Origin of the sequence: Photobacterium sp. GSS17, from assembly GCF_028621875.1 — a bacterium.
Lineage (GTDB): Bacteria > Pseudomonadota > Gammaproteobacteria > Enterobacterales > Vibrionaceae > Photobacterium > Photobacterium ganghwense.
In genome coordinates, this window is record NZ_CP117518.1 from 927,929 (window position 1) to 951,234 (window position 23,306).

20 protein-coding genes and 1 pseudogene are annotated in these 23,306 nt (G+C 48.8%); 15 read left to right on the plus strand and 6 right to left on the minus strand.

What is annotated here, in order from left to right; genetic code table 11:
• Positions 1 to 455 precede the first annotated feature (455 nt).
• The gene (locus PGW97_RS20670; protein ID WP_273860614.1) at positions 456 to 2,327 is read left to right on the plus strand and encodes a PhoX family protein; all 1,872 of its coding nucleotides are present in this window, start codon (positions 456 to 458) and stop codon (positions 2,325 to 2,327) included.
• Positions 2,328 to 2,412: 85 nt separating this feature from the next.
• On the opposite strand, the gene PGW97_RS20675 is transcribed toward PGW97_RS20670, so the two are convergent.
• From PGW97_RS20675 to PGW97_RS20685, 3 genes are all read right to left on the minus strand, one after another.
• Positions 2,413 to 3,120 (minus strand): peptide-methionine (S)-S-oxide reductase, encoded by a 708-nt coding sequence (locus PGW97_RS20675; protein WP_047885814.1) that lies wholly within the window; start codon positions 3,118 to 3,120, stop codon positions 2,413 to 2,415.
• A 132-nt stretch (positions 3,121 to 3,252) separates the two neighbouring features.
• Complete coding sequence (locus PGW97_RS20680) at positions 3,253 to 4,101, minus strand: patatin-like phospholipase family protein (protein WP_047886320.1); 849 nt, start codon at positions 4,099 to 4,101, stop codon at positions 3,253 to 3,255.
• Positions 4,102 to 4,222: 121 nt separating this feature from the next.
• Positions 4,223 to 4,861: a hypothetical protein gene (locus PGW97_RS20685; RefSeq protein WP_242551903.1), complete on the minus strand. Its 639-nt coding sequence runs from the start codon at positions 4,859 to 4,861 to the stop codon at positions 4,223 to 4,225.
• 335 nt (positions 4,862 to 5,196) lie between these two features.
• Here PGW97_RS20685 and msrP point away from each other — a divergent pair, with 335 nt between their 5' ends.
• The 7 genes from msrP to PGW97_RS20720 all read left to right on the plus strand — a co-directional run bounded on the left by msrP (position 5,197) and on the right by PGW97_RS20720 (position 12,202).
• On the plus strand, positions 5,197 to 6,210 hold the full coding sequence (msrP, locus tag PGW97_RS20690; RefSeq protein ID WP_047885815.1) for a protein-methionine-sulfoxide reductase catalytic subunit MsrP: 1,014 nt from the start codon (positions 5,197 to 5,199) through the stop codon (positions 6,208 to 6,210).
• On the plus strand, positions 6,210 to 6,839 hold the full coding sequence (gene msrQ, locus PGW97_RS20695; protein ID WP_273859680.1) for a protein-methionine-sulfoxide reductase heme-binding subunit MsrQ: 630 nt from the start codon (positions 6,210 to 6,212) through the stop codon (positions 6,837 to 6,839). The genes msrP and msrQ overlap by 1 nt, the downstream gene beginning before the upstream one ends.
• Positions 6,840 to 7,120: 281 nt before the next feature.
• Positions 7,121 to 7,849, plus strand: coding sequence for a hypothetical protein (locus PGW97_RS20700; RefSeq protein WP_273859681.1), 729 nt, complete (start codon positions 7,121 to 7,123; stop codon positions 7,847 to 7,849).
• A gap of 8 nt (positions 7,850 to 7,857) precedes the next feature.
• A complete protein-coding gene (locus tag PGW97_RS20705) occupies positions 7,858 to 9,219 on the plus strand; it encodes an MATE family efflux transporter (RefSeq protein ID WP_047885817.1) in 1,362 nt (453 codons plus the stop codon).
• A gap of 198 nt (positions 9,220 to 9,417) precedes the next feature.
• Complete coding sequence (locus PGW97_RS20710; RefSeq protein ID WP_047885818.1) at positions 9,418 to 10,824, plus strand: amidohydrolase; 1,407 nt, start codon at positions 9,418 to 9,420, stop codon at positions 10,822 to 10,824.
• 230 nt (positions 10,825 to 11,054) lie between these two features.
• Positions 11,055 to 11,669: a superoxide dismutase gene (locus PGW97_RS20715; RefSeq protein ID WP_047885819.1), complete on the plus strand. Its 615-nt coding sequence runs from the start codon at positions 11,055 to 11,057 to the stop codon at positions 11,667 to 11,669.
• A gap of 89 nt (positions 11,670 to 11,758) precedes the next feature.
• Complete coding sequence (locus PGW97_RS20720; RefSeq protein ID WP_047885820.1) at positions 11,759 to 12,202, plus strand: DUF2753 family protein; 444 nt, start codon at positions 11,759 to 11,761, stop codon at positions 12,200 to 12,202.
• A 236-nt stretch (positions 12,203 to 12,438) separates the two neighbouring features.
• Here the strand turns inward: PGW97_RS20720 and PGW97_RS20725 are convergent.
• Together PGW97_RS20725 and PGW97_RS20730 are read right to left on the minus strand one after the other, a co-directional pair.
• Positions 12,439 to 12,609, minus strand: a pseudogene (locus PGW97_RS20725) (alternative ribosome-rescue factor A); the annotation flags it as partial.
• A gap of 211 nt (positions 12,610 to 12,820) precedes the next feature.
• A complete protein-coding gene (locus PGW97_RS20730) occupies positions 12,821 to 13,969 on the minus strand; it encodes a serine hydrolase domain-containing protein (RefSeq protein ID WP_047885822.1) in 1,149 nt (382 codons plus the stop codon).
• Between the two features lie 748 nt (positions 13,970 to 14,717).
• On the opposite strand from PGW97_RS20730, the gene PGW97_RS20735 reads away from it, so the two are divergent.
• The gene (locus PGW97_RS20735) at positions 14,718 to 15,467 is read left to right on the plus strand and encodes a MaoC family dehydratase (protein ID WP_273859682.1); all 750 of its coding nucleotides are present in this window, start codon (positions 14,718 to 14,720) and stop codon (positions 15,465 to 15,467) included.
• Between the two features lie 181 nt (positions 15,468 to 15,648).
• On the opposite strand, the gene PGW97_RS20740 is transcribed toward PGW97_RS20735, so the two are convergent.
• A complete protein-coding gene (locus tag PGW97_RS20740; protein WP_273859683.1) occupies positions 15,649 to 17,211 on the minus strand; it encodes a Mur ligase family protein in 1,563 nt (520 codons plus the stop codon).
• A 111-nt stretch (positions 17,212 to 17,322) separates the two neighbouring features.
• Between PGW97_RS20740 and PGW97_RS20745 the strand changes: the two genes are divergently transcribed.
• The 6 genes from PGW97_RS20745 (at position 17,323) to PGW97_RS20770 (ending at position 23,256) form a co-directional block, all read left to right on the plus strand.
• A complete protein-coding gene (locus PGW97_RS20745) occupies positions 17,323 to 17,799 on the plus strand; it encodes a GNAT family N-acetyltransferase (RefSeq protein WP_217393843.1) in 477 nt (158 codons plus the stop codon).
• 332 nt (positions 17,800 to 18,131) lie between these two features.
• The gene (locus tag PGW97_RS20750; RefSeq protein ID WP_273859684.1) at positions 18,132 to 20,102 is read left to right on the plus strand and encodes a DUF3604 domain-containing protein; all 1,971 of its coding nucleotides are present in this window, start codon (positions 18,132 to 18,134) and stop codon (positions 20,100 to 20,102) included.
• A gap of 61 nt (positions 20,103 to 20,163) precedes the next feature.
• The gene (locus PGW97_RS20755) at positions 20,164 to 21,021 is read left to right on the plus strand and encodes a peptidylprolyl isomerase (protein ID WP_273859685.1); all 858 of its coding nucleotides are present in this window, start codon (positions 20,164 to 20,166) and stop codon (positions 21,019 to 21,021) included.
• Entirely contained in the window at positions 21,018 to 22,037 is a 1,020-nt protein-coding gene (locus PGW97_RS20760) for a HupE/UreJ family protein (protein WP_273859686.1), read from the plus strand. Before PGW97_RS20755 ends, PGW97_RS20760 begins: the two co-directional genes overlap by 4 nt.
• Before the next feature lie 53 nt (positions 22,038 to 22,090).
• Positions 22,091 to 22,642, plus strand: coding sequence for a HupE/UreJ family protein (locus PGW97_RS20765; RefSeq protein WP_273859687.1), 552 nt, complete (start codon positions 22,091 to 22,093; stop codon positions 22,640 to 22,642).
• The gene (locus tag PGW97_RS20770) at positions 22,624 to 23,256 is read left to right on the plus strand and encodes a HupE/UreJ family protein (protein WP_273859688.1); all 633 of its coding nucleotides are present in this window, start codon (positions 22,624 to 22,626) and stop codon (positions 23,254 to 23,256) included. The genes PGW97_RS20765 and PGW97_RS20770 overlap by 19 nt, the downstream gene beginning before the upstream one ends.
• The last annotated feature ends 50 nt before the right edge of the window (positions 23,257 to 23,306 follow it).

Consider the following 23,306-nt stretch of genomic DNA (forward strand, 5'->3'; position numbering starts at 1 on the left):
TAATCCTACAACATCAAGATTCAATGAAATTAAGCCACACAAAAAATGGTTTGTACGCTAATCAATATCGAGTTTATCTTCAAATGAATGCTTTGAGTCGTTGCATTAATATCCACGTTTAACCGCCATTAATAAGCATACGTTGAAATCCGCAGTCGTGATCTCTCAGCAGTGATTAAGCGGGCTTGTATTAATTATTATTGGTCATTCAGCGCGTTGATGGCCGAGTCTTAGAGCAAATCTCTAAGTCACATTGGCGATGAGTCACATTCGCTTTGAGTCACAGGCGCCTTGGGTCAGATTCGAAAAAAATGCCTTTAATGTCTGTTTTATCGGCACATTTGTAAGATTTCTGTCACACACCAGTCACTTAAGTGCCATAGTTGGCATATAGCATGTGGCCGCATCAAATAAACATAACAATCTTCAAATCAGATTTTCGAAAGGAAGACAGTATGAGCAGTGTTGAGCGCCACGATGAACCAGGATTTAATAAGATTATCAGCAAGGGGCTGAACCGGAGGCAGTTCCTGCAGGCGACGACGGCCGCCGGTACTGTGGCATTTTTTGCAGCGACACCGGTTGCAACGGCTGTTGCTGCTGAAAGCAACAGTAAGCTTCTGGGTTTTAAAGGCATTCCAGCCTCAACATCAGATACGATTATCGTTCCGGAAGGCTATCAGGCTGACGTACTCATCTCATGGGGCGACCCACTATTTAAAGGTGCTCCGGCCTTTAGTCAGGGGGCAGACAGTCAGGCGCAGGAACAACAGTTTGGCGATAACAATGACGGCATGACCTTCTTCCAGATCAGTGACGATCGTGCAGTCATGGCGATTAACAACGAATACACCAATCACGAATACCTGTTTGCTCATCAGGGCAAAAACATGTCTGCTGATGACGTGAAAAAATCTCAGGCTGCACACGGAATCTCGGTGATCGAACTGATGAAAAAAGACGGTCAGTGGGTGTTCAATCAATCAGGCCGCCTAAACCGCCGTATCACCGCCAACACAGAGATGATGATGACAGGCCCTGCAGCCGGTCACGACCTGTTGAAAACAGAGGCAGATCCAACAGGCAAAAAAGCACTGGGGACATTCAATAACTGCGCAAACGGCCAGACGCCATGGGGAACTTACCTGACCTGTGAAGAAAACTTCAACAGCGTTTTTGGTGCCAACTCGTCTGTTGCCCTGAGCAGTACCTATGCCCGTTACGGCCTGTCTGAGCAGGATGCCGGCTACGAATGGTACAAGCATGATCCACGCTTTGATTTAGCAAAGACGCCAAACGAACCACATCGCCATGGCTGGGTTGTTGAAATTGACCCGATGAATCCGAACGCCACGCCTAAAAAACGCACTGCTCTGGGTCGTTTCAAACATGAAAATGCGGCACTGACAATCAATAACGACGGTCATGTCGTGGTTTACATGGGTGATGATGAACGAGGCGAGCACCTGTACCGTTTTGTGTCTAAGAACAAATACAACGCTTCCAATCCAGCCGCTAACCGTGATCTGCTGGATGAAGGTACACTGTTCGTTGCTAAGTTCGATGCGAAAGACGGTGAGCTGAAAGGCGATGGTGAGTGGGTTGAGCTGACATTCGGTAAAAATGGTCTGACACCTGAGAACGGTTTTGCCAGCCAAGCAGACATACTGATTTTTGCCCGTCAGGCAGCAACTCAGGTTGGCGCGACAACAATGGACCGTCCTGAATGGGTCGCGGTTAATCCAAAGAGCCAGCACGTATTCTGTACCCTGACCAACAACAAAAACCGTGGTGTGAAGGACAATCAGCCGGTTGACGGTGTTAACCCGCGCGCCAAAAACCCCTATGGCCACATCGTTCGCTGGGCACCTTCTGGCAAAGATCATACGGCAAAACGCTTCAGCTGGGATCTGTACCTGATTGCCGGTAACCCGACTGTCCATACAGGACTGATGGGCGGTAGCGACAACATCAATAAAGACAATATGTTTAACAGCCCTGACGGTATCGGCTTCGACAATGCTGGTCGCCTTTGGATCCAAACCGACGGTAAATACACCAACGAAGGGGATTTCTCTGGCATGGGCAACAACCAGATGCTGTGTGGCGATCCGGAAAGCGGTGAAGTGCGACGCTTCCTGACTGGCCCTGTCGCCTGTGAGATCACTGGCCTGACATTCAGTCCGGATCAGAAAACCATGTTCATCGGGGTTCAGCATCCGGGCGAAGAACTGGCACCGTCACACTTCCCTGACGGCGGCAACACCATTCCTCGCTCATCCGTTATCCGCATTACCCGTAAAGACGGCGGTATTATCGGCGCCTAACGTGGCCGATATCTGAACCTTAACGCTCCTTGCACTCTTTTGACGGGCCATTTGGCCCGTCTTTTTTCATGCCTTTTCAATTCATTTATTTTTTGGGGTTTTTAATGGCTTGCTGTGCAGCAATCACAGTTTGCTTATCATCGGGCACCAACTCCCGATAGTGCGTTAGTAACCGGGAAAGTTTGGGTGTGATGTAAGCATTGCAAAAGGGGCGATCCGGGTTGGCATAATAATAATCGTGCATACCCGGGTCACTGGAGGTGAATCGACGAATCATCAAGATTTGTGTCATCGAAAGCATTCGAGCTGGAGAAGCCATTCGAGTTGGAGAAACCATTCGAGTCGAAGAAGCTATCTGCGGTGAATGCGTGACTGGCGCTGAAATAGCCGTAGGCTGGGATAGCGAGGCCTGTCGATGTTGCAAAGCCTGAACGTGATTACGATTATCGTTCTGCAACGCTAACTCATTCAGCGCCTTCTCAACCGCACAGTATTGTTCTCCGTGATAGACATACACTGCTGATGGATAACGGGAACGCCGGACATGGGAGGAAGAGCTGTTATGTGTAAGCTGGTGAATGGCAACCAGACTTTCAATCGGAATCACATCGGGGTCAAACCAGACCAACACACTCTCGGTCAAAACACCATTAACCAAGACACTATCAACCATTACACGGTCACGTGGCGTAATCCAGCCCGGTAAGACTTTCATCACACCCCGTAATGACCGAAATACTGCCTCCATACACCAGTAACAGCCACCTGAAAAGCCCAGAATTTCAGTTCGCATTGTGGCTATCCTCACATCGCGCAACAGAATATGTTAAAGTCAGCACCCCGACCCCACTATCAAGCCACATTTTCAAACCACATTTTCAAACATGATGCGGTACTTTCAAACATGATGCGGTCAGGCTCAATACTAGATGCCTGCGGCTACCAGACCTTGCTGATAGCCCGTCTCCAACTTTTTCTTGTCTGTTGTCAGGCGACCAACGAGAAAATCCGCAGGCGGTGCAATCACTGTCATGTTACAGTCTTCGGGTGGATTATCGATAAAATCAATGGCCTGATTATAGCTCTCTGCCCTGTTCAATATGGCATCCGCTAATTTAGGAGTCTGAGCCAGCGTATGGCGCACCAGCCAGGGGCTGCGTGACGGCGTTTTGCGGTATCCACGGGGACGTGACAGGATCACGGTAATATCTCTGGCACCCATTTCATACGCCTTTTTCACCGGGATAGAATCCGCTACGCCACCATCGGTCATCGCAATGCCGTTAATTTCAGGATAGTCGCGGTACGCAATCGGCACAGAACAGGAGGCTTTGAGCAATTGATTAAGGTTTTCCGCCGTTGCCTTAATATAGGCAGCTTCACCCGTTTCAATCACTGTCGTCACAATATAGAAAGGAATATGCTGGCTAAACAACGTTTCGGTATCGAGCGCAATTTCTCTCAATGTAATGTCCCACAGCCAATCCAAATCCAGCCAGTGGCCACCTTTCACAAACCGCAGTAAGTCAATGAACTCAGGCCGACAGGAGTAATCGGTAATCACCCGATAGGAACGTCCGGACTGATTGGCCAGCCAGGCCGCAATATTGGTTGAACCGGCAGAAACGCCCAGACAAAAATCAAACGGGCGGTAGTTGGCCGCCAGATACTGATCCAGTACACCTGCAGCAAAAATTCCCCGCATGGCACCGCCTTCCACAATCAATGCCGACTTTCTTTCCTGCTGCGTGCTATCCTGTGTTGTCTTTTCCATGTTGGTCATCCTGTGAGTCCTGTTTTGTCAGTATGTTAGGAAATAAAGGTAAGACCATCCTGAACATTTCCTGAACAGACAAGGAATACTCCCATCAGCACATCCATTGACGGAGCCAGACTCAACTAAAGCTAATTGCTGCTCGCTGGAATCGGCTGTCTGCATCCTGATAGCACTGCGCATCCGGGCGATAATAATCAGCAGGCATCGCCGTCAGCAGCCCCTTGTCTTTTAATCGCTTCCATTCTTCTCGGGTGATACGTACATAAGCTAACTCTTGCTCCAATAAATGCTGAATGGCCGCGACGGACAATTCATCATCCCTGACCAGCGTTTTCAGCTTCCCGACCATGACTTCCAGCGGCAATTTTAACTCGCTGACACACAGCTTTAGATAGCCTGTTGCTCTGGCGGCTTTTGAAGGCATCGCATGAGGTAAAATCTGCGCCCAGTCAGGTTTATTCTGTCGGGTAACCAGACCGTGCCGGTAGCAGTAATACGCTTCAAAATACTGCCGCAGTGAGTGATACCGCTCGGCATACACTTCCAGATAGATATGCTGAAGCTCAATGCCTGCGTAGTAATCCAGTAACTCACGGTGTTGACTCTGGATGTCATGCGTACAACCAGTCGTTTCCTCACTCATGACTGGTCGACGATCTGAAATGTCATGTTGGTAGGCTCCAATACCTTGGCTGTTACAACTGGAACCTTGGCGATTAATACTGATGTTTGGGGAGGCTGGCTTAGGCTTTTTCATGTTGTTCTTATGGATACGACGGATGCCCGCAACAGTATCGCCTTTCCTGTTAATTTCAAGTCCATATTCTGACAAGTTCTGCTTCAACGATAGGTTGTCTGGAAACGCTCTGCAATGTTACGGCTTAATCGCCACGATTTATTTGAAATTTTTTCTGCGCTGCTCAGGTCTTATCAATCAGACTGATGGAACCGTATTTTTCATTGCCCATTACCCAATGCTACTGAGCAGAGCACTTCTTGTTCTTTTGGCAGTGGAGATCTGGTTCGTCACCTCACTTATCAGCCACGGAGATGAGCCTGCATGGCTCAACGTAACGACGGGAAAAGGACACTATGTTAATCAAAAAATCCAACCGCTGGTCACTCAGTGAAAATGAAGCTACACCGGAAACCGTCTACCGGCAACGCCGCGATATCCTGAAAAAGCTGGGGATCACTATGGTTGGTCTTCCATTAGCGAGTCAGGCTCAAGCCGGTCTGTTCGACCTGTTCGAAGGCGATAAAAAACCCGCGCCGGATAACCGCAGGGCTCTGGCCACCCGCTCGTCTTCATATTCTAACCGGCAGCTGGCACTGACGCCCGAAGATAAGATTCTGAAGTACAACAATTTCTACGAATTCGGCACAGACAAATCTGACCCGGCAGCCAATTCACAGCAATTTCGCACCAATCCGTGGAATATTCAGGTTGGAGGCATGGTTCGGAACCCAACGACACTGGGTTATGAAGACCTTTATAAGCACTTCCCTCTTGAAGAGCGTATCTACCGCCTGCGTTGTGTTGAGGCATGGTCGATGAACGTTCCCTGGATAGGCTTTCCACTGGCTTCACTGCTGAAAAAAGCCTCACCAACCAGTGGCGCCAAATACGTTGCCTTTCAGACCCTCTATGACCCGAAACAAATGCCGGGCCAAGCCTCACGCCGCCTCGGCGGTGGAATTGACTACCCGTATGTGGAAGGACTTCGTCTTGACGAAGCCATGCACCCGCTGACGCTGCTCGCAGTTGGCCTGTATGGCAAAACGCTGGCACCCCAGAATGGCGCCCCAATCCGCCTTGTTGTGCCTTGGAAATACGGGTTTAAAAGTATCAAGTCTGTCGTCAATATTACCCTGACAGACAAACAGCCGCCGACCACCTGGAACCTGCTGGCACCTAATGAATACGGTTTCTACGCCAATGTTAATCCTAAGGTGGATCACCCTCGATGGAGCCAGGCCAGCGAGCGCTTTATCGGCGAAGGCAGCTTATTCAGCAGCCGTCGCCAGCCAACGCAAATGTTTAATGGTTACGCCAGTGAGGTGGCCGGATTGTATAAAGGTATGGATTTGAAAAGGAACTACTGATGCCGATGCCGCACCGTCTCAAATTGTCTCCCCGACATATTACCGTGCTGAAAACGCTGATTCATGTTGTGTCTCTGCTCTTTGTGGCGCAATTGGTTTTACTGACGCTAACCGGTGGATTCGGGGCCGACCCGGTTCAAGGCATCAGCCATTTTACCGGCAAAGCCGCGCTCAATACCCTGCTTTTAACCCTGTGTGTATCGCCGGTTGCCCGTTGGCTGAAGCAAGGGTTATTAGTACGGGTACGGCGACTGCTCGGGTTATACAGTTTTTCGTGGGCGGTTCTGCATCTGACCGCTTACCTTGTTCTCGATTTGGGGTTGGACTGGTCACTGCTGCTCTCTGAAATCACAGAACGTCCATACCTGACTGTAGGCGCGGCGTGCTGGCTGATTCTGTGCGCACTTGCTGCAACGTCACCCCAACGTATGCAGCGACGCTTGGGGACTCGCTGGCAAAAACTGCACAACTGGGTGTATCTTGCTGTTGTACTGGCTCCGGTGCACTATTACTGGTCAGTCAAATCTGGTGTCGTCGAGCCCCTGCTCTACCTGCTGTTTGCTTTCGTACTTCTGGCTTGCCGTTATCGCACTTTTAAGCGCTGGCTACCCGCCGGAGCGACACCGTAAAACGAGAAGCCTCTGGTCGACAGCAATGGTTATCGCCTGATCATTAAGCTCTGTTTCCGATTTTTCCGTCGTACGCCCCGGAACTAAAAATGCGAAGGCTGTTCCTCAGGTTGTGTAAGCGTAGAGAAGATAGTGATTCTGCAACATTCATCCCGTCTAACCACCTGAAATAACATAGAAGATACGATTTTTTCTGATACGATAAACTGAAGATTCAGAGCCGGCTCCTCATCCCGGAGCCGGTTCTCTTTGTACCATGGTTTTTATCGGCGGAATTTCATTTGGTTTCTGACTACCTTTCAACCAGCATTCAACGCTTTCAGTCTGATTGTCTGCAGTTGTGTGAACAGCACTATCCCACTGTTCACAACCGCGGTATGCGTGAAAATCACCTCGGAAAAGCGCTGTGTCGTCGAATCATCGCTACCCTGAAAGAAGCCGGATTCTCTGCCGAGTTGATTCAGCGGCAAAATGAAGAGCAATTATCGCAGCCGGTATTCTGCATTCAGTCTGATGAATTTGCGGTTTGGGTAATTGCACACCGTCTGCTCAGTGCAAACCTTGCCCGTCGTCAGGCGCTCATCAAAGCGATTGTGCAGACAAGAGACATTTCTCAGGCCAATGCAGATTCAGAAACACACTCAGCATCTGAGCAACACACAGAAGCACAGGCAGGCAGCAGTACGGCTGCCACAACAGCCAATCTCGGCACACAACCGGATACCCATCTGCCACAACATCTGGTATTAGTAGCAGACCACTGGTTTGATCGCAGTAAAGCCAGTAAGGAAATCCCTGCCTGGTGGCTGGGGCAACTGCCAGAAAACACAGAAGCATATTTGAAAGATGGTGTTCGACTATTGGTACCTGAAACGTCCTTACCGGCGCAATTGCAGCAACTGGGCCTTCAGCCCGGTCAGCATACCATCCATCATCCCCTCACAAGGGATCACGGTTCACGCACTGTCTACAAATACCTGCTTCTGACGGCTCATTACACATTGACGTGAAAGACCCTATGGAAAAGGATTCCCCGAGCGCATATTTGCCGCTCAAGCACGATTCAGTTTATCGCCTGTTTATCCGCTACACGTTGCCGACCATTGCCGCCATGCTGGTCACCGGTGTTTATGTGGCAATTGACGGCATGTTTGTCGGCCATTTCATCGGTGAAAACGGCCTTGCCGGTATTATGCTTGGCTACCCGATAGGATCCATTTTGTATGCGCTGGGTGCCATGATAGGCATGGGAGCCTCTGCACTGGTCTCCATCAAGCTGGGTCAGGAACAAAAAGCACAAGCCCGACAAATTGTTGGCAATGCCTTCACGCTGTGTCTTATTGTATCTGTCCTGACCTGTAGCCTTGGCATGATGTTCAGCAAACCGATACTCATCTGGCTGGGTGCCGAAGGGGAAATTCTGCAAATGGCGCAGGATTACCTGTTCTGGTATTTCGCCATGGGAGCCTTTGCCATTCTGTCGATGGCCTTCTCCGCACTATTACGAAACGACGGCCAGCCAAACCGGGTTACGCTGATCATGATTTTCGGCGGGGTACTGAATGTCATACTCGACTGGTTGTTCATTGTCGTGATCCCCTGGGCGCTGACCGGTGCTGCCATCGCGACCATGCTCTCGCAGTTGGCTACTGCCTGGTTGTGCTTACAACATTTCTTTTCTGAAAAAAGCGAACTGCGAATTGGCTGGGATACCCTGCGTTTGCGCTGGCAACATTGTACGCAGATTGTACGACTGGGTTTTTCCAGCCTTCTGATGTACCTCTATCTGTCCGTGGTCCTGACCCTTCATAACAAAGCACTGCTCTGGGTTGGGAAACCCATCCATGTGGCCGCTTACGGGGTGATCAGTTACACCGAAGCATTCTTTTACCTGATTTTTGAAGGGATTGCGCTCGGCACTCAGCCAATTACCAGCTACAACACCGGGGCCGGACTGCATGATCGCGTCACAAAAACCCGTAATCTGGCTTTTGGTACGACCATCACTTTTGCTTTGCTGGGAGTCATCTTCCTGTACAGCATGCCGGAATGGGTGGTTTACCTGTTTGCCGGTGATAACGCTGCCCTGCAACCAGTCGCTATCGAAGGCATGCAACTCTATTTCTGGGGGTTACCAATGGAAGGCATGTTGCTGGTCGGCGCGACTTACTTCCAGTCAATCAATCAGGCTAAAACGGCCACAATGTTGACTGGCGGAAAACTCATCCTGATCACTTTGTTTATTTTCGCATTGGCCGGAGTCTGGGGAGTCAATGGTGTCTGGATAGCCCTGCCACTGTGCAGTACCACACTGGCTGTCTGGATGCTTTTTCAGCTAAGGCAACAGGCTCGCCCTCAACCGGCTTTGTCGATGGGTTAAAAGCAATTATTGACGGCTTAACCACAGGTAAACGTTTGCCATGTTGAAAATGGTGGTCTGTAGTTTAACTATTGACCACCTTCTTAATATCCAGTGACCTCAATCACAGAATGACTTGCCTTTACTGAATACTGATTTTCAAGTTAGTGACATCAGGTATCATGCTGCGCAAGCTAATCAATGTCTGGAAAGTCATTCATGTTCAAGAAAACCCTGCTTGCTGTTTCTCTCGCCGCGACATCCCTGTCTAGTGCCTCTGCTTTCGCCGTCGAACAAGTCGATCTTCTGATTAAAAACGCCACGGTACTTACCATGGATCAGAAGAAGAACGTCTTTGAACATGGTCTGGTTGCCGTAAAAGACAATAAGATCGTAGCCGTTACCGACGGTAGTGATCTCAAAGAGTATGAAGCCAGCCAAACGATTGATGCCGATGGCGATATTGTCATGCCCGGCCTGATCAATACTCACACCCATGTATCAATGACCGTTTTCCGTTCAATGGCGGATGATGTGCCAGATCGCCTGCACCGTTATATTTTCCCGCTGGAAAGCAAACTGGTGTCACGTGATATGGTGCGAATCGGTGCTCAATTAGGCAACGTGGAAATGGTCAAAGGTGGTGTCACCACTTACGCCGACATGTACTATTTCGAGGATGAGGTTGCCAAGACTGTCGACAAGATTGGCATGCGGGCAGTTCTCGGTGAAACGGTGATTAAATTCCCGGTTGCTGATGCCGCCAATGCAGATGAAGGCATTCAGTACGCGGTCAATTTTATTGAGTCCTACAAAGATCACCCGCGTATTACACCGGCGTTTGCTCCTCACGCACCCTACACTAACACCACAGAAACGCTGAAGAAAATCACTGAGCTGTCGAAAAAATATGACGTGCCAGTGCTGATCCACCTGGCAGAGTCTGAGCGTGAAAATCAGGTGATTGCAGAGCGCAGCGGCGGCAAATCACCGGTTGAGTACATGGCTGACATTGGCGCACTGACACCTAACCTGGTGGGTGCGCATGTTATCAACGTCAGCGACAGCGATATTGCTCTGCTTAAACAGCATGATGTTGGCGTGGCTCACAATATGAGTGCCAATATTAAATCTGCCAAAGGTGTTTCACCAGCACTGAAGATGTTTGATGATGGACTGCGTATTGGTCTGGGGACGGATGGGCCAATGTCCGGAAATACAATCAGCACCATTGACGAATTTAACCAAGTGGCAAAAGTCCACAAGCTGGTAAACAAAGATCGGGCAGCCATGCCGCCGGTAAAAGTCATTGAGATGGCAACCATAGGCGCAGCACGTGCACTGCACATGGAAGACAAGATTGGCTCTCTGGAGCCAGGCAAACTGGCTGACATCATTGTGGTGGACACCAAAGCACCGAACATGGTGCCGGTTTACAACCCGTATTCTGCACTGGTGTATTCCGCCTACGCGACGAATGTTAAACACACCATCGTTGACGGGAAAGTACTGATGCAGGATCGCCAGTTGCTGACAGCAGATGAAAAAGCGATTCGCGATGAAGCACTTAAGTTTGCAGATACCGTACGTAAAACTGTGATTGAAAGCGGCGAAGTCGTTCAGTAATTCGCAGCCCTCAGGCTAGCCGTCTGTCTATATAGGTAAAAAATATAAAAAGACAGGTAAAAATCATAAAAAGCAGCAATCTGATTGCTGCTTTTTTTGTTTTTCATTCCTCTCCTTTTCATTGGAGTTGGCTTCTAGTCTCATCATCGAATTATCGTACAAAAAACATGGTTGATAATGATATTAATTCTCATTAACATGTGGGAATAATAAACCAAGAGAGTACGATCATGACATATCAATTTACCCCGCTACCTTATCGCTATGATGCTCTGGAACCGTACATCGATGCAAAGACCATGGAAATCCACTATGACCGTCATCACCGTACCTATTTCACGAAATTCATGGAGGCGATCGCCGGTACAGAACTGGAAGATATGACACTGGAATCCATGTTTGCCAATGTGTCTTCCCTTGCACCAGCCATCCGGAATCACGGCGGGGGTTACTATAACCACAACCTGTATTGGGCCTGTATGTCTCCCCATGGTGGTGGCCAGCCGGGCGGTTTGCTGGCAGAAGCCCTACATTGTCATTTTGGCAGTTTCGAGGATTTCAAAGAGGCGTTTTCCACACTGGCTGCCACACACTTTGGTTCCGGCTTTATCTGGTTGTCCGTAGTGGGCGGTCGTCTGGAAATTTCTTCCACCAGCAACCAGGATAACCCGTTGATGAACATTGCCGAGGTACAGGGAACCCCTATCCTTGCACTGGATGTCTGGGAACACGCCTACTACCTGAACTACCAGAACAAACGCCCTGACTACATTGACGCCTGGTGGCAGGTTGTTGACTGGGATCAGGTACAACAACATTACCTTGACGCGCTGCAATCTGTTTAGTTTGAAATACCCAAGGTCGAGAGGCACTAAAGAGAAACTCTTGGGTTAAGAGGCTCTTGGGCTAAAAGGTTTATTGAGGAAAGGACATCATGGACGTATCACGCTGGGAACAACTGACACTACGCGCACTTCATTCTGAGCGGGAAGACAATCCTTCTATCGCGGTCGTCCATTATCAGCTTGCGCTGGCGGAGTCTCAACAGCTTACGCCGATGAAAGGCACCCGGGATGAACTGGAAGAATTGCTCACCATTAAAGTGATGTCCTGCCATAATCTGGCTAACTTCTGGCGCAATCAGGGCGATGATGAATTTGAGCTGAAGTATCTTCAGCTTGCCTCAGAGCAGGTCATGGCAATGGTTCCGCAATGTCCACGACGCAACTGTGAAAGTTTTATCGCCTCGTTGGGCTGTTGTAAAAGCGCGCTGATTGAATTTCTGAAACGCCATCCGAACCCAATTGTCGCCAGACAGGTTGAGAACATCAATGTCAGCAATCAGTGTGAATTAATCGCACGGTTCCGGCTGCACTAGCAGACACTCAATTTTTCATAGCAAGCAGTAGACTGTCGCTTGGCGTCATCACTACCCGCCAGATACACCAGATACAAATAAGGCTCAGACTGATGTCTGAGCCTTATTTACCTGAGGGCTTTGTTTACCAGAGCCATCGGCTTAACCGGTAAAGAAACGCCACCACACAAATTGAGACAACGGAAATAGCCTTTCCAAGAGCCCTATTCAATCACCGCGAATTACGCAGCCATTGGATAGGACTCTCGTCCCGCATGTTTTGCTTTGCGGTTGAAGCTGCCTTTTCCTTTTTTCGCTTTTTCAACGCGAGAGCGGAACAGCTGGCTGGTAACCACTGCCTTCAACGCGTTATCACGGATGGTACCACGGCCGAATTCAGTGTCATTGACACGAAGTTCATGACCAATCTCGGTGTCTTTTACCGATGATTTTGCTTTACGATGTTTCGCCATATTTCACCTCAATGGGATGGAATAGTTAAATAACCAGTCATGTGTCTATACAAGCAAGAAACACAAGGAAGTAACGGTTCAGTTTCACGCCAGCTCCCCTGTTTTTCGTGAGTGAGCATAGCGCTGCTGACACAGGAATACAAGCGGTGAACCGGGTAAAAGTACACTATTTTTTTGTGTCCGCACCAGCCAATTGTACGCCGTATCTTTCTTGGTAAAGTTGCAGGAAAAACAATACGATATCTCTCGCCACCCGGTTGTTTTCACAATTTGCCAGAAACACCATTCCGGTCTGGGTATTGCGGTTAAAAACCATTTCCGTACGAAACCCTTTCACCCATCCTCCATGGTGCACAAAACCAGTCAGCCCACGGTAATCAAACAGTCGCCATCCTAACCCGTAGGTCACATTGCTCATTCTGGCGCGATAACGGTATTGATTCGCCCTGACATGTGGCTTATGCATAATCTCCAGCAGAGACGGCTCTAATACTGTCGGCTGCTGCCCCATCTGAGCCAGCATCCATTTCGCGAGATCCTGCGCACTTGCATTAATTCCGGCAGCGGCAGGCACCCGATAGTAGAACGGAGTGGGCTGCACAGCCCCACAGCCCGACTTCACCTTAACATGTGGCGAAGCCCGATTATCGGCCTGTTTGTAGCCCTCCATGCCAAAGGAGGCATTGTCCATCCTGAGCGGAATAAAGACCTGCTCTTTAACAAACGTCGGGTAATCCACTCCGGCGGCCAAGGCCAGCATGTCTGCCGATAAGTTATAAACTACATTCTGATAGCTGTAACAGTTACCCGGTTCGCAGACGAATTTTACCCTGTTAAGAATCTGAAGAATTTTAGGATAAGACACATTGTCTTCCAGCAAATCAGAATAGGCCTGCGCGACCAACCCTGTCGATTGTGACAAGACATGGCGTAGAGTCACTTCTTTACCCAGATCAGCGTCACTGAAGGTAATGTTTTCGAGGTATGGCACGACATGGGTATCCCATTCCAGCAAACCACGTTCGACCAGAATCGACACCGCCGCTGAAGCGAATGTCTTAGATATAGAAGCCAGCGGGAATACAGTGGCTGAGTTAACCTTTTTATTCGAACCGTTTTTGACGACGCCATAGCCCCGTAACAATCTGATGTCACCGTTAATCACGACAGCCAGAGCGGCACCCGGAAGACCTTGCTTTACTTCTTTTTTTACATATTGATCGAGCTTAACGGCAATGTCGTCAAACTGGGCAGAGAACACAGAGCCGGAGGCCACCAGACAAGTGGCAAGTACCAGCGTCCTACAACTGTTCATAAATGTATGTACCTAGCCTAAAGCTCACTTATCGTATTAGTCAGACACCCAGATGGAGTCAGATTTTAAGCGTAGCTCTGGTGGCAGTACTTCCTACTTCTCTGTATTGAGATTTTGAGAACAAAGTGCTGTCCTAGTACGCCTGCCGTTTGGAGCAGGCGATCGCACAGTGGCTAGAAGGAAGGGTGCGACAGACAGGAAGAAACAAGCTGGATCAAACCGAATCGAAGAGACGGAAAACAAGAAGCGAGCTGAACTCTGTTGCTGTGTATGCCAGCCAGAAAGTCAGGACGATGTAAAGTCGTACCCCACAAACAAAAATATTTGGTGTTGAGCCAAGAAAAATACCATTTTATCCACTATTATATTTTTGTTCGTGCCAAAAAAATTTTAAATACTGTTCATTTGTAATTTTATAAATTCAATCCATTTATATACACGAACAAGTGTTAGCTGAAAAATAAAATACAAGTGTACGCTCAAAGTAACAAACACAGAGTACAACTGTTCGCTTAAATTTGTTTTTTGATTAATTTTGGTGCAAACACTCAGTGAGAAAAATTCGCAATTAGATTTTTTGCACTATTCTTACATGCAGTGTAACTAATTGTTTTAATTTAAGTTAAACTCATCTGACCAGAACCAAACTGAGACCTGGAACACATTTTAACTTCCCATCTTCTAATTTAACGTTACAATACATCGCCTTGTTCTTGTGGCGAACAGAAGTATTAAAAGGTTTCGAATCATGAAAGTTGCCGATTTTATCAAGCAGAAGCGTGAAAGCATTTTTCCTCATTCATTTGAGTTGAAAGATTTGCTGTCACCCTCACTTCGTGAGCACTGGCTTGATTTTGTGAATAAAACAAATAAATCACAGCTTGGCGCGTTAATTTCCGGAAAAACGTCTGCGTCAAATGACGACAATGTTGTTCATGCTGTCGAAACCCTTGAGAAGCCGGTTTTTGAAAAGCCATCTTTTGAAAAGACTGAAGCTGAAAAACCTGCGCCGGCTCCTGTTGTCATGAAACCGGAAGCGGAGCTGTTGTACAAAGAACTGACGGCATCTCTGGGGGAAGTACTTCACACGGGTGAATGGCTAATGGTGGATCAAGACCGCATCAACAAATTTGCGGACGTTACAGAAGATCACCAGTGGATTCACACCGACCCTGAACGTGCTGCTCAGGAGTCACCATTCAAAACCACAATTGCACACGGTTTTCTGACTTTGTCATTACTTTCTGCCCTGACTGACAGTGTGGACCCGAACAAACAGAAGTTTCCGACCGCTAAAATGACCGTTAACCTGGGCTTTAACAAGGTACGCTTCCCTTACCCCGTCAAGTCCGGCAACCGCGTGCGTGCAACAACCCGTATTCAGTCAGTTACGCCAATCAAACGTGGCCTGGAAATTGTTCAGGAGCTGACAGTCGAAATTGAAGGCGTTCGTCGTCCGGGCTGTGTGGCTGAATCGGTTATTCAGCTGCACTTCTGATAGCGGCCTTGCCGCTATTCGATACAGGTTAAACACCGTCCTCTCATAAAAATAAAGCGCCACTGGCGCTTTATTTTTTCTGACGCCGCTTTTATTTCAGAAATGCGGACTCTCTGAGTTTTGGCTCGCTGCAATCGCTGTAACTGTTTTCCGCTTTTCCTGCTGAACCGAAATAAACCCCTCAGTTTTTAATGGCGAGATGAACCAAAGTGTCTTTCGCTTCCAGATCATCCACGCTCCATCCCCTTCCTATTGCCGCACGTCGTAACGCAGCCAGATCCCCCATATAAGGTTCAGCATCATGCTTATTCAGGCTGATGTACTGATACTCTTCATGGCCTTTCCCGCACAGCAACAGCACGTCATTAGGCATCAGCTGGTTCACGGCCTGCTCAATGGCCAGTGCCCGATCAGGCACTATTACAGCTTTCGCCATCAGCGATGCGTCCAGATCGCGGGTCAACGCACTAAACATATCCGACTGATCCACGCCCAGAGGATTATCGGTCGTAAAGACGACATGATCCGATTTTCCGGCACACAACCGCCCTATCTCAGGCGCATCTTCCAGCCGCTCTCCTGTCACACCAATGACGGTCAGCACTCTGCCAGCGCCATTTTCCTGCGACATGAGGGCTGACGAACCGGTGACTTGCAACTCAGGGACTGGCGAATCACCCCGAACGTTCTGATATAAGTTCAGCAAACTGTCGTAGTTATGGGCATAGTCGAGAATGACGGTTGCGCCATTGGCTAAGGTATACACTTCACTGCGACCCGGTGCCGGTTGCAGTGCGCCCAGTCGGTTGACCGCGTCTGACATATTCAGCCCGGAAGCAACCAGTAACGCCAGCATCACCAGTGTGTTTTCAATGTTGAAATCGAATGGCAAAACCGTCGCCACAGGATACGTTTCCCCACCATAATGCAGAACAAACGTTGCGCCTTTTCTCGTGGCCGTAATGTTCTGTGCGTACAAGTCAGCATCCGGGTCATAACGGCTGAACGTTAGCATGGCGTATTTGCTTCGGCACCGATCAAGCACCGACACCACTTGCTCATCATCCAGATTCACGACCGCCGTACCTCCCGGCTTTAATCGGTCAATCAAGCGCAACTTGGCCTGAATGTAATCTTCTCGGTTACGGTGATAATCCAGATGATCCGAACCGATATTGGTGATAACAACGGCATCAAAATCAATATGTGTTACACGATCCTGCGATAGCGCATGGCTACTGACTTCCATCACATGGTGTGTAACCCCAGCTTGCTGCATCGCATGAAACAGGTTCAGCAACGTAATCGCATCGGGCGTGGTGTTATCCAGTGGGTAAAAAACATTGGCAAAGGCACTGCCCAACGTACCTGTGTACGCTGACATACCATCAATGTTCAGTAGCTGGCTCAAACAATACGCCACCGTTGTTTTTCCATTGGTGCCTGTTACGCCGATATGTTTCAGCTTATCCTGCGGGTACTGATAATACTGGTTGATCAAACTGATACTAGTACTGTGGCTCGGGCTTACAAGGCAGGGTACCGAAATGTCCAGCTGACGATTTGCAATAACGGCAATCGCCCCACGGTTTACAGCGTCAGTTGCAGACAAATGACTGTCCCAGGTCAGCCCCTGACGACAGACAAACACATCTCCGGGCTGGATTTTCTGACTGTGAGTTTTGAACGCTTTCACATCGAGCGTATTGAGTGTGGCAAGTAAGGAATGATGACTGGAATTCATTGGTGGTTCTCAAACTACACGAACAAGCACCACGAAAAATCGAAACGTGATGAAAATACTGGTATTTTACTGCTTTTAAGGACATTCGCGAAACAATAGAAGGGATTTATCGTGATTCATATTGAACCTTACGCCCCGCACCATACCAGCCAGATCATTTCTCTAAAGATAGCAGATGGTCAGGAGCGATTTACCCTCCTGCCGGAAGGTTTCATTAGCGAGTCTCCCCCTCACCTTCACCGGCATGTCATTCTGCTTGAGGAGACAGTCATTGGCTACTTCCGAATTGATACCGCCTACCCGGAAAACTATCCGTTTTGCCCTCAGGCCTCACTCGGATTACGGGCGCTTCTGATCGATTCCCGTCAGCAGGGTAAAGGCTATGGTCAGGCTGCCATGGCGGCACTCCCGACGTATCTTCGGGACATATACCCAGATCATCACGCGGTTTACTTAACAGTCAACTGCCAGAACCCGGTTGCCCACCGCTGTTACATCAAAGCAGGCTTTGACGATACCAAAGAACTTTACCTGGGCGGCCCCGCCGGACCACAGCACATTATGCGTATGGAGCTCATCAACCGTTAAGTGTCGACACAATATACTGAGGAAACAGCAGAGCATGGCAGGTCGCGATCAACCCTCTGACCAATCGTACCTGCCCTCTCATCCTAACACCAGCTCACCCCCATGTGTTGTCATTGAGTTTAATACAATCAAGACCATACCATTAAGCCCAACCCATAAAGCCCCTATAAAAAGATAGATACGAACGACATCCACTGACTTCGGCCCAAATGGCTTTTCCACATATTACGTATACACTTTTTACTTGGGCATATTTGCATCGCAACTAGTCTTCATCGTCTGAATCGAGTGAAGGTTCTCACCTGATACCGCCAGTTTCCAGGAGTCTAGGCATGACACACCATTACGCCACAGCTACCTCTTTCCCCATTCCGAAACTCAATATGTTAAGTGCAGTCGTCGCCGCCTGTTGTACTGTCATGGCGCTTCCTTCTTATGCTGAAAGTGTCACTACCGATGCGGGCTCGATTGATTCGAAACAAGTTGCACGTTTTTTCCAACAAAAAGGTTATTCACCTTACGCCGGACGAGCCTATTCGACTCGTCCTCTCTGGGGGGAGTTACATCTGCATACTTCCTGGTCTGCTGATGCGATTGCAGCGGGTACGCGTGTCGGACCAGATGAAGCACTTCGTTACGCGGAAGGCAAAGAAATCACATCCAGTACCGGCCAGGCCGTCAGGCTGTCGAGACCGTATGACTGGATGATGGTTGCCGACCATTCCGATGCAATGGGCGTAATGAGCGCGGTATTGGAGGGCAAAAGCTCACTCATGACTGATCCAACCCTGAAACGCTGGCATGAAGGTATGCAGGCCGGAGGGGAGGATGCCAGTAAAGTGGTGATGGAAATCATTACTTTACAAGGACAAGGCAAATTACCTGAAGCCATGACAGATACAAAAGTACAAATGGACACATGGAAAGACATGACGGAAATTGTGGAAAGCCACAATAAACCAGGTACTTTTACCGCTTTGATTGGTTACGAGTGGACATCCAATTATGGTGGCGGGAATAACTTGCACCGTAATATCGTATACAGAGATGGAAAGGCACTAGCGGACCAAGTGCGACCGCTTACGACGTTTGATACGGAGATCCCAAACCAGTTATGGGATTGGATGCAAGGGTACGAAGAGAAAACCGGTGGGCAGGTTTTAGCCGTGCCACACAATGGTAACTTGTCGAACGGCCTGATGTTTTCCACCGAAACGCCAGACGGTAAGCCAATTGATGCAAAATGGGCCGAAGCGCGTGCACGATGGGAACCGTTGTACGAAGTCACGCAAAGCAAAGGGACATCAGAGCAACACCCTTCTCTCGCACCCGCCGATGAATTTGCCAATTTCGAAATCTGGGATAAAGGAAACTTAAATGTCGTGCCAAAAGAGCCAGGCATGATTGAGCGGGAATACGCACGTGAAGCGTTAAAAAATGGTCTAAAACTTGAGGAAGAATTTGGCACCAACCCGTTTAAATTTGGCTTGGTTGGTTCAACCGATGACCACACAGGCATTTCTTCAGCGGAAGAAAACAATTTCTTTGGCAAGTTCCCAGCGAGCGAACCAAGCGCTGAACGTTCGACTGGCAACGCATTCGATTTTGAAGGTCGTACGGTGAAAGACTGGCAGTTAGGCGCATCCGGCCTGACTGCGGTATGGGCTGAAGAAAATACCCGCGCGTCAATTTGGGATGCGATGAAACGGAAAGAGGTCTACGCCACCACCGGTACGCGTATATTGGTACGATTCTTTGGCGGTTGGGACTTCAAGCCAGAAGATGTCCTCAGTCGCAACCCCGGCGCGGTCGGTTACGGTAAAGGCGTACCGATGGGCGGTGACCTCACCACACCGGACAATGGCGCTAAAGCACCGAGCTTCCTTGTCGCGGCACTGAAAGACTCATTCTCCGGCAACCTAGACCGTATTCAAATCATTAAAGGCTGGCTTGATAAAGAGGGAAAACCACAAGAAAAAGTTTACAACGTTGTGTGGTCTGGTGACCGTAAGTTAGATAAAGACGGTAACTTGCCATCGATTGGCAATACCGTGGATGTGGCTAACGCGACGTGGACAAACACCATCGGCTCATCAGAACTAATAACCGTATGGCAAGATCCCGACTTTGACCCGAGCTTAAAAGCGTTCTATTACGCTCGTGTTATCGAAATACCCACCCCACGCTGGACAGCTTACGACAAAGCATATTTTGCTGATGCGAAGTTTTCAGACGAGGTACCGATGACAGTAACCGAGCGCGCGTATACCTCTCCAATTTGGTATACCCCGTCTAAACAATAACCTTTACCCCTTCATTTCTTACCGTAATGAAGGGGTAATTTCATCTGACTTTTGGCGGTTTATGGAAAAACTCACTCGGGAACCTCTGATTCATTTTTTACTGATAGGTGCCTTGTTGTTTGTCGCTTTCGATTATATAAACGACGAACCTGAACAAGGACAGCTGAAGATCATCAATGTCACCCGGGCCGACATTGAAAATATCATCAACAACTTTCACAACACTTGGCAGCGTCCCCCCAGTGAACAAGAACTCACTCAGTTAATTGAAGAAAAGATAAGAGACGATATTACTTACCAAGAAGCCTTGTCTTTAGGGCTGCAAAACGAGGATCTCTATATTAAACGCAGATTGCGCATGAAGTTAGAGTCGCTCTATATCGATCTTTCTGCCGGAAAAGCCCCCACTCAAAGCGAGTTAGAAAGCTACCTGAAGCGCCATGCGGATGACTTTGTGATTGACAGTCAACTCGCCTTCTCACAAATTTATTTTTCCCCTCAACATACTCAAGAAGAACTTGATACACAGATTCAGTCGCTAAAAAAGCAGCTTAACCAGCACCATTCACAAGCGAATATCGAGCAGTTAGGCGACTCAACGTTACTGGCAAACCATTATCCATTGATGTCTATCAGAACGATTCATAACCAATTCGGAAAAGCTTTTGCAGACTCAATAGATACTTTGGAGCAGGGAAAATGGGCAGGCCCTATTCGCTCACAATATGGCTATCACCTAGTCAAAGTTGAGCATCGCATCCCGAGTTACATACCAGAGTTAAGAGAAGTAAAAGTCACCGTGGAGCGAGGTGTACTTTCAGAGCGTCGCCAGCAATTTCTGGATATCCATTATCAGCGTTTGCGCCAGCAATACACAGTAAAGATTGATAACAGCGGCAGCCAAAAGGCGACGCCATGAAGAAGCCATATTGCCGTTCATCAACATGGCTTGGCCTAATATTGCAGCTAATCACCATCAGCAACATCGCCAATGCCCATGAAAGCCAGCCCGGTGTTGTGGATATCACCCAGCTGGATGAACAGCGTTATCAGGTCGTCTGGAAAGCCCCGATTTATTACGGCAAACCTCATCCTGCTCAACTGGAGTTGCCAGATGCATGGGAGGAAATAGCACCCGCCTCAACCTTCGCCAGCAAAGATGCACACATCACCACAAAAATTGTCGCCGTCGATAAAACACAATTTAACGGCGCGACCTTACGCTTTCCCAGACTAGAAAAAACCATCACCGATGTTTTGGTACGAACTGTATTCACTGACGGCAGTGAGTTTACCTATATCGCCAGCCCCACTCGCCCATCGGTCACCTTGAGAGGCGAGCGAAGCTGGCATCAGGCTGGCGCGGAATATGTGGCGCTGGGATTGCACCACATATTGCTGGGAATAGATCATTTGTTGTTTGTCCTTGGCTTAATGCTGATCGTCAAAACAAAACTAGCATTACTTAAAACCATCACCTCATTTACGCTGGCTCACTCCATCACGCTTGGGCTGGCAACACTAGGACTTGCGTCCGTACCACTGCCACCGTTGAACGCCACGATTGCTCTGTCCATTCTGTTTTTAGGCCCGGAAATCATAAAAGCACGCCGAGGACAACCAAGCTGGACAATTCACTATCCATGGATAGTGGCATTCGGATTTGGACTACTACACGGATTTGGTTTTGCCAGCGGATTGACCACCACTGGCATGCCGAAAGCAGAGCTTCCGCTGGCACTCCTGTCATTCAATATTGGCGTCGAACTCGGTCAAATCGGTTTTGTCGGCTTGGCGCTTGCCATGCTCTGGGCATTTAACACGCTCAACGTTCGCTGGCCTGAATGGGTTTCGTGGATTCCCGGCTATCTCGTCGGAAGCCTGGGCGCTTACTGGACGATTCAAAGAACAGTCATGCTGGCTGGAGGATTATAAACATGAGGCAGGCGTATCACCGTCAACTACTGCTATCAGGCATCGCATTAAGTGTGTTGATATCACCGATTGCCCAAGCCCACGTTCAAGGAAACCCCGCAGCCGGATTCGTCACTGGTTTTGGGCATCCTTGGTCTGGCCTTGATCATATCTTAGTCATGATTGCGGTGGGTATCTGGGGGGCTCAGTTAGGTCGACCAGCCGTTTGGCTTTTACCCGTTGCGTTTCCTATGATGATGGCATTTGGCGGTTTTATCGGCTTACTCGGATTACCTTTTCCCAGCGTCGAAGTTGGTATCTCCCTTTCGGCTATCGTGCTGGGTTTCATGGTACTGATGGAAGCCAAAGCAAACATGAAATTTATCGTTGCCTTAGTTGGATTTTTCGCCCTTTTTCATGGCTATGCACACGGCACAGAATTACCTGAGGGACAAAATGGACTGCTGTATTCGATAGGTTTTGTGGTTGGCACTGGCACACTTCACTGTGTGGGTATCAGTTTAGGTCTGTTACATCGCTTTGATTCAGGAAAACTGATTTTGCGGGGTGCTGGTTCCGTTGTCATGGTGATGGGAGGCGTCTTTTTGTGGCAGGCTCTGCTGTAACTCTCAAACGCTTCACTCGCTTGAAAAGATGGAATGCCGGCGTCGCAATGATACTTGCGCTTCTGCCTTGCTTTGCACACGCTCACCTTGTGAACACGGGTTTGGGCCCTGTTTATGATGGCATTACGCATTTATTCATCACGCCTGAAGACCTACTCACTGTCATCACATTAGCACTCTACTGCGGGCTATCAGGAGCATCGGCCAGCCGTTTAGGTATGTTTGCATTCCCCGTTGCTTGGTGTATTGGCGGTCTCATTGGCCTGACTACGACCATCGACTCATCCTCCCTTCCCATTGCCGCCATTTCTTTTGTACTGCTGGGCGTATTAGTCGCAGCGGATGTCGTCATACACAAACGCCATTTGGTTATAGTCATTGCTTTTGTCGGGTTTGTACATGGTGTTTTTAACGGTCAGGCCCTTCAAGCGGGTCCGGCAGCAGCAGGACTAATTGGCACCATCGGCGCTTTATTTGTACTTATGACATTAGTCAGCGCGAGTGTGGTTGCCCTGAAATCTGCATGGACACGGATTGCAGTGCGCGTGTTAGGTAGCTGGGTATCAGCCAGCGGAATATTGATCTTTGGTTGGTATCTGAAGACGGCTATTTGATAATCTTATGTGACGGTCAGAGGTGTTTGAAGCAGTTTCAAAATAAGGCT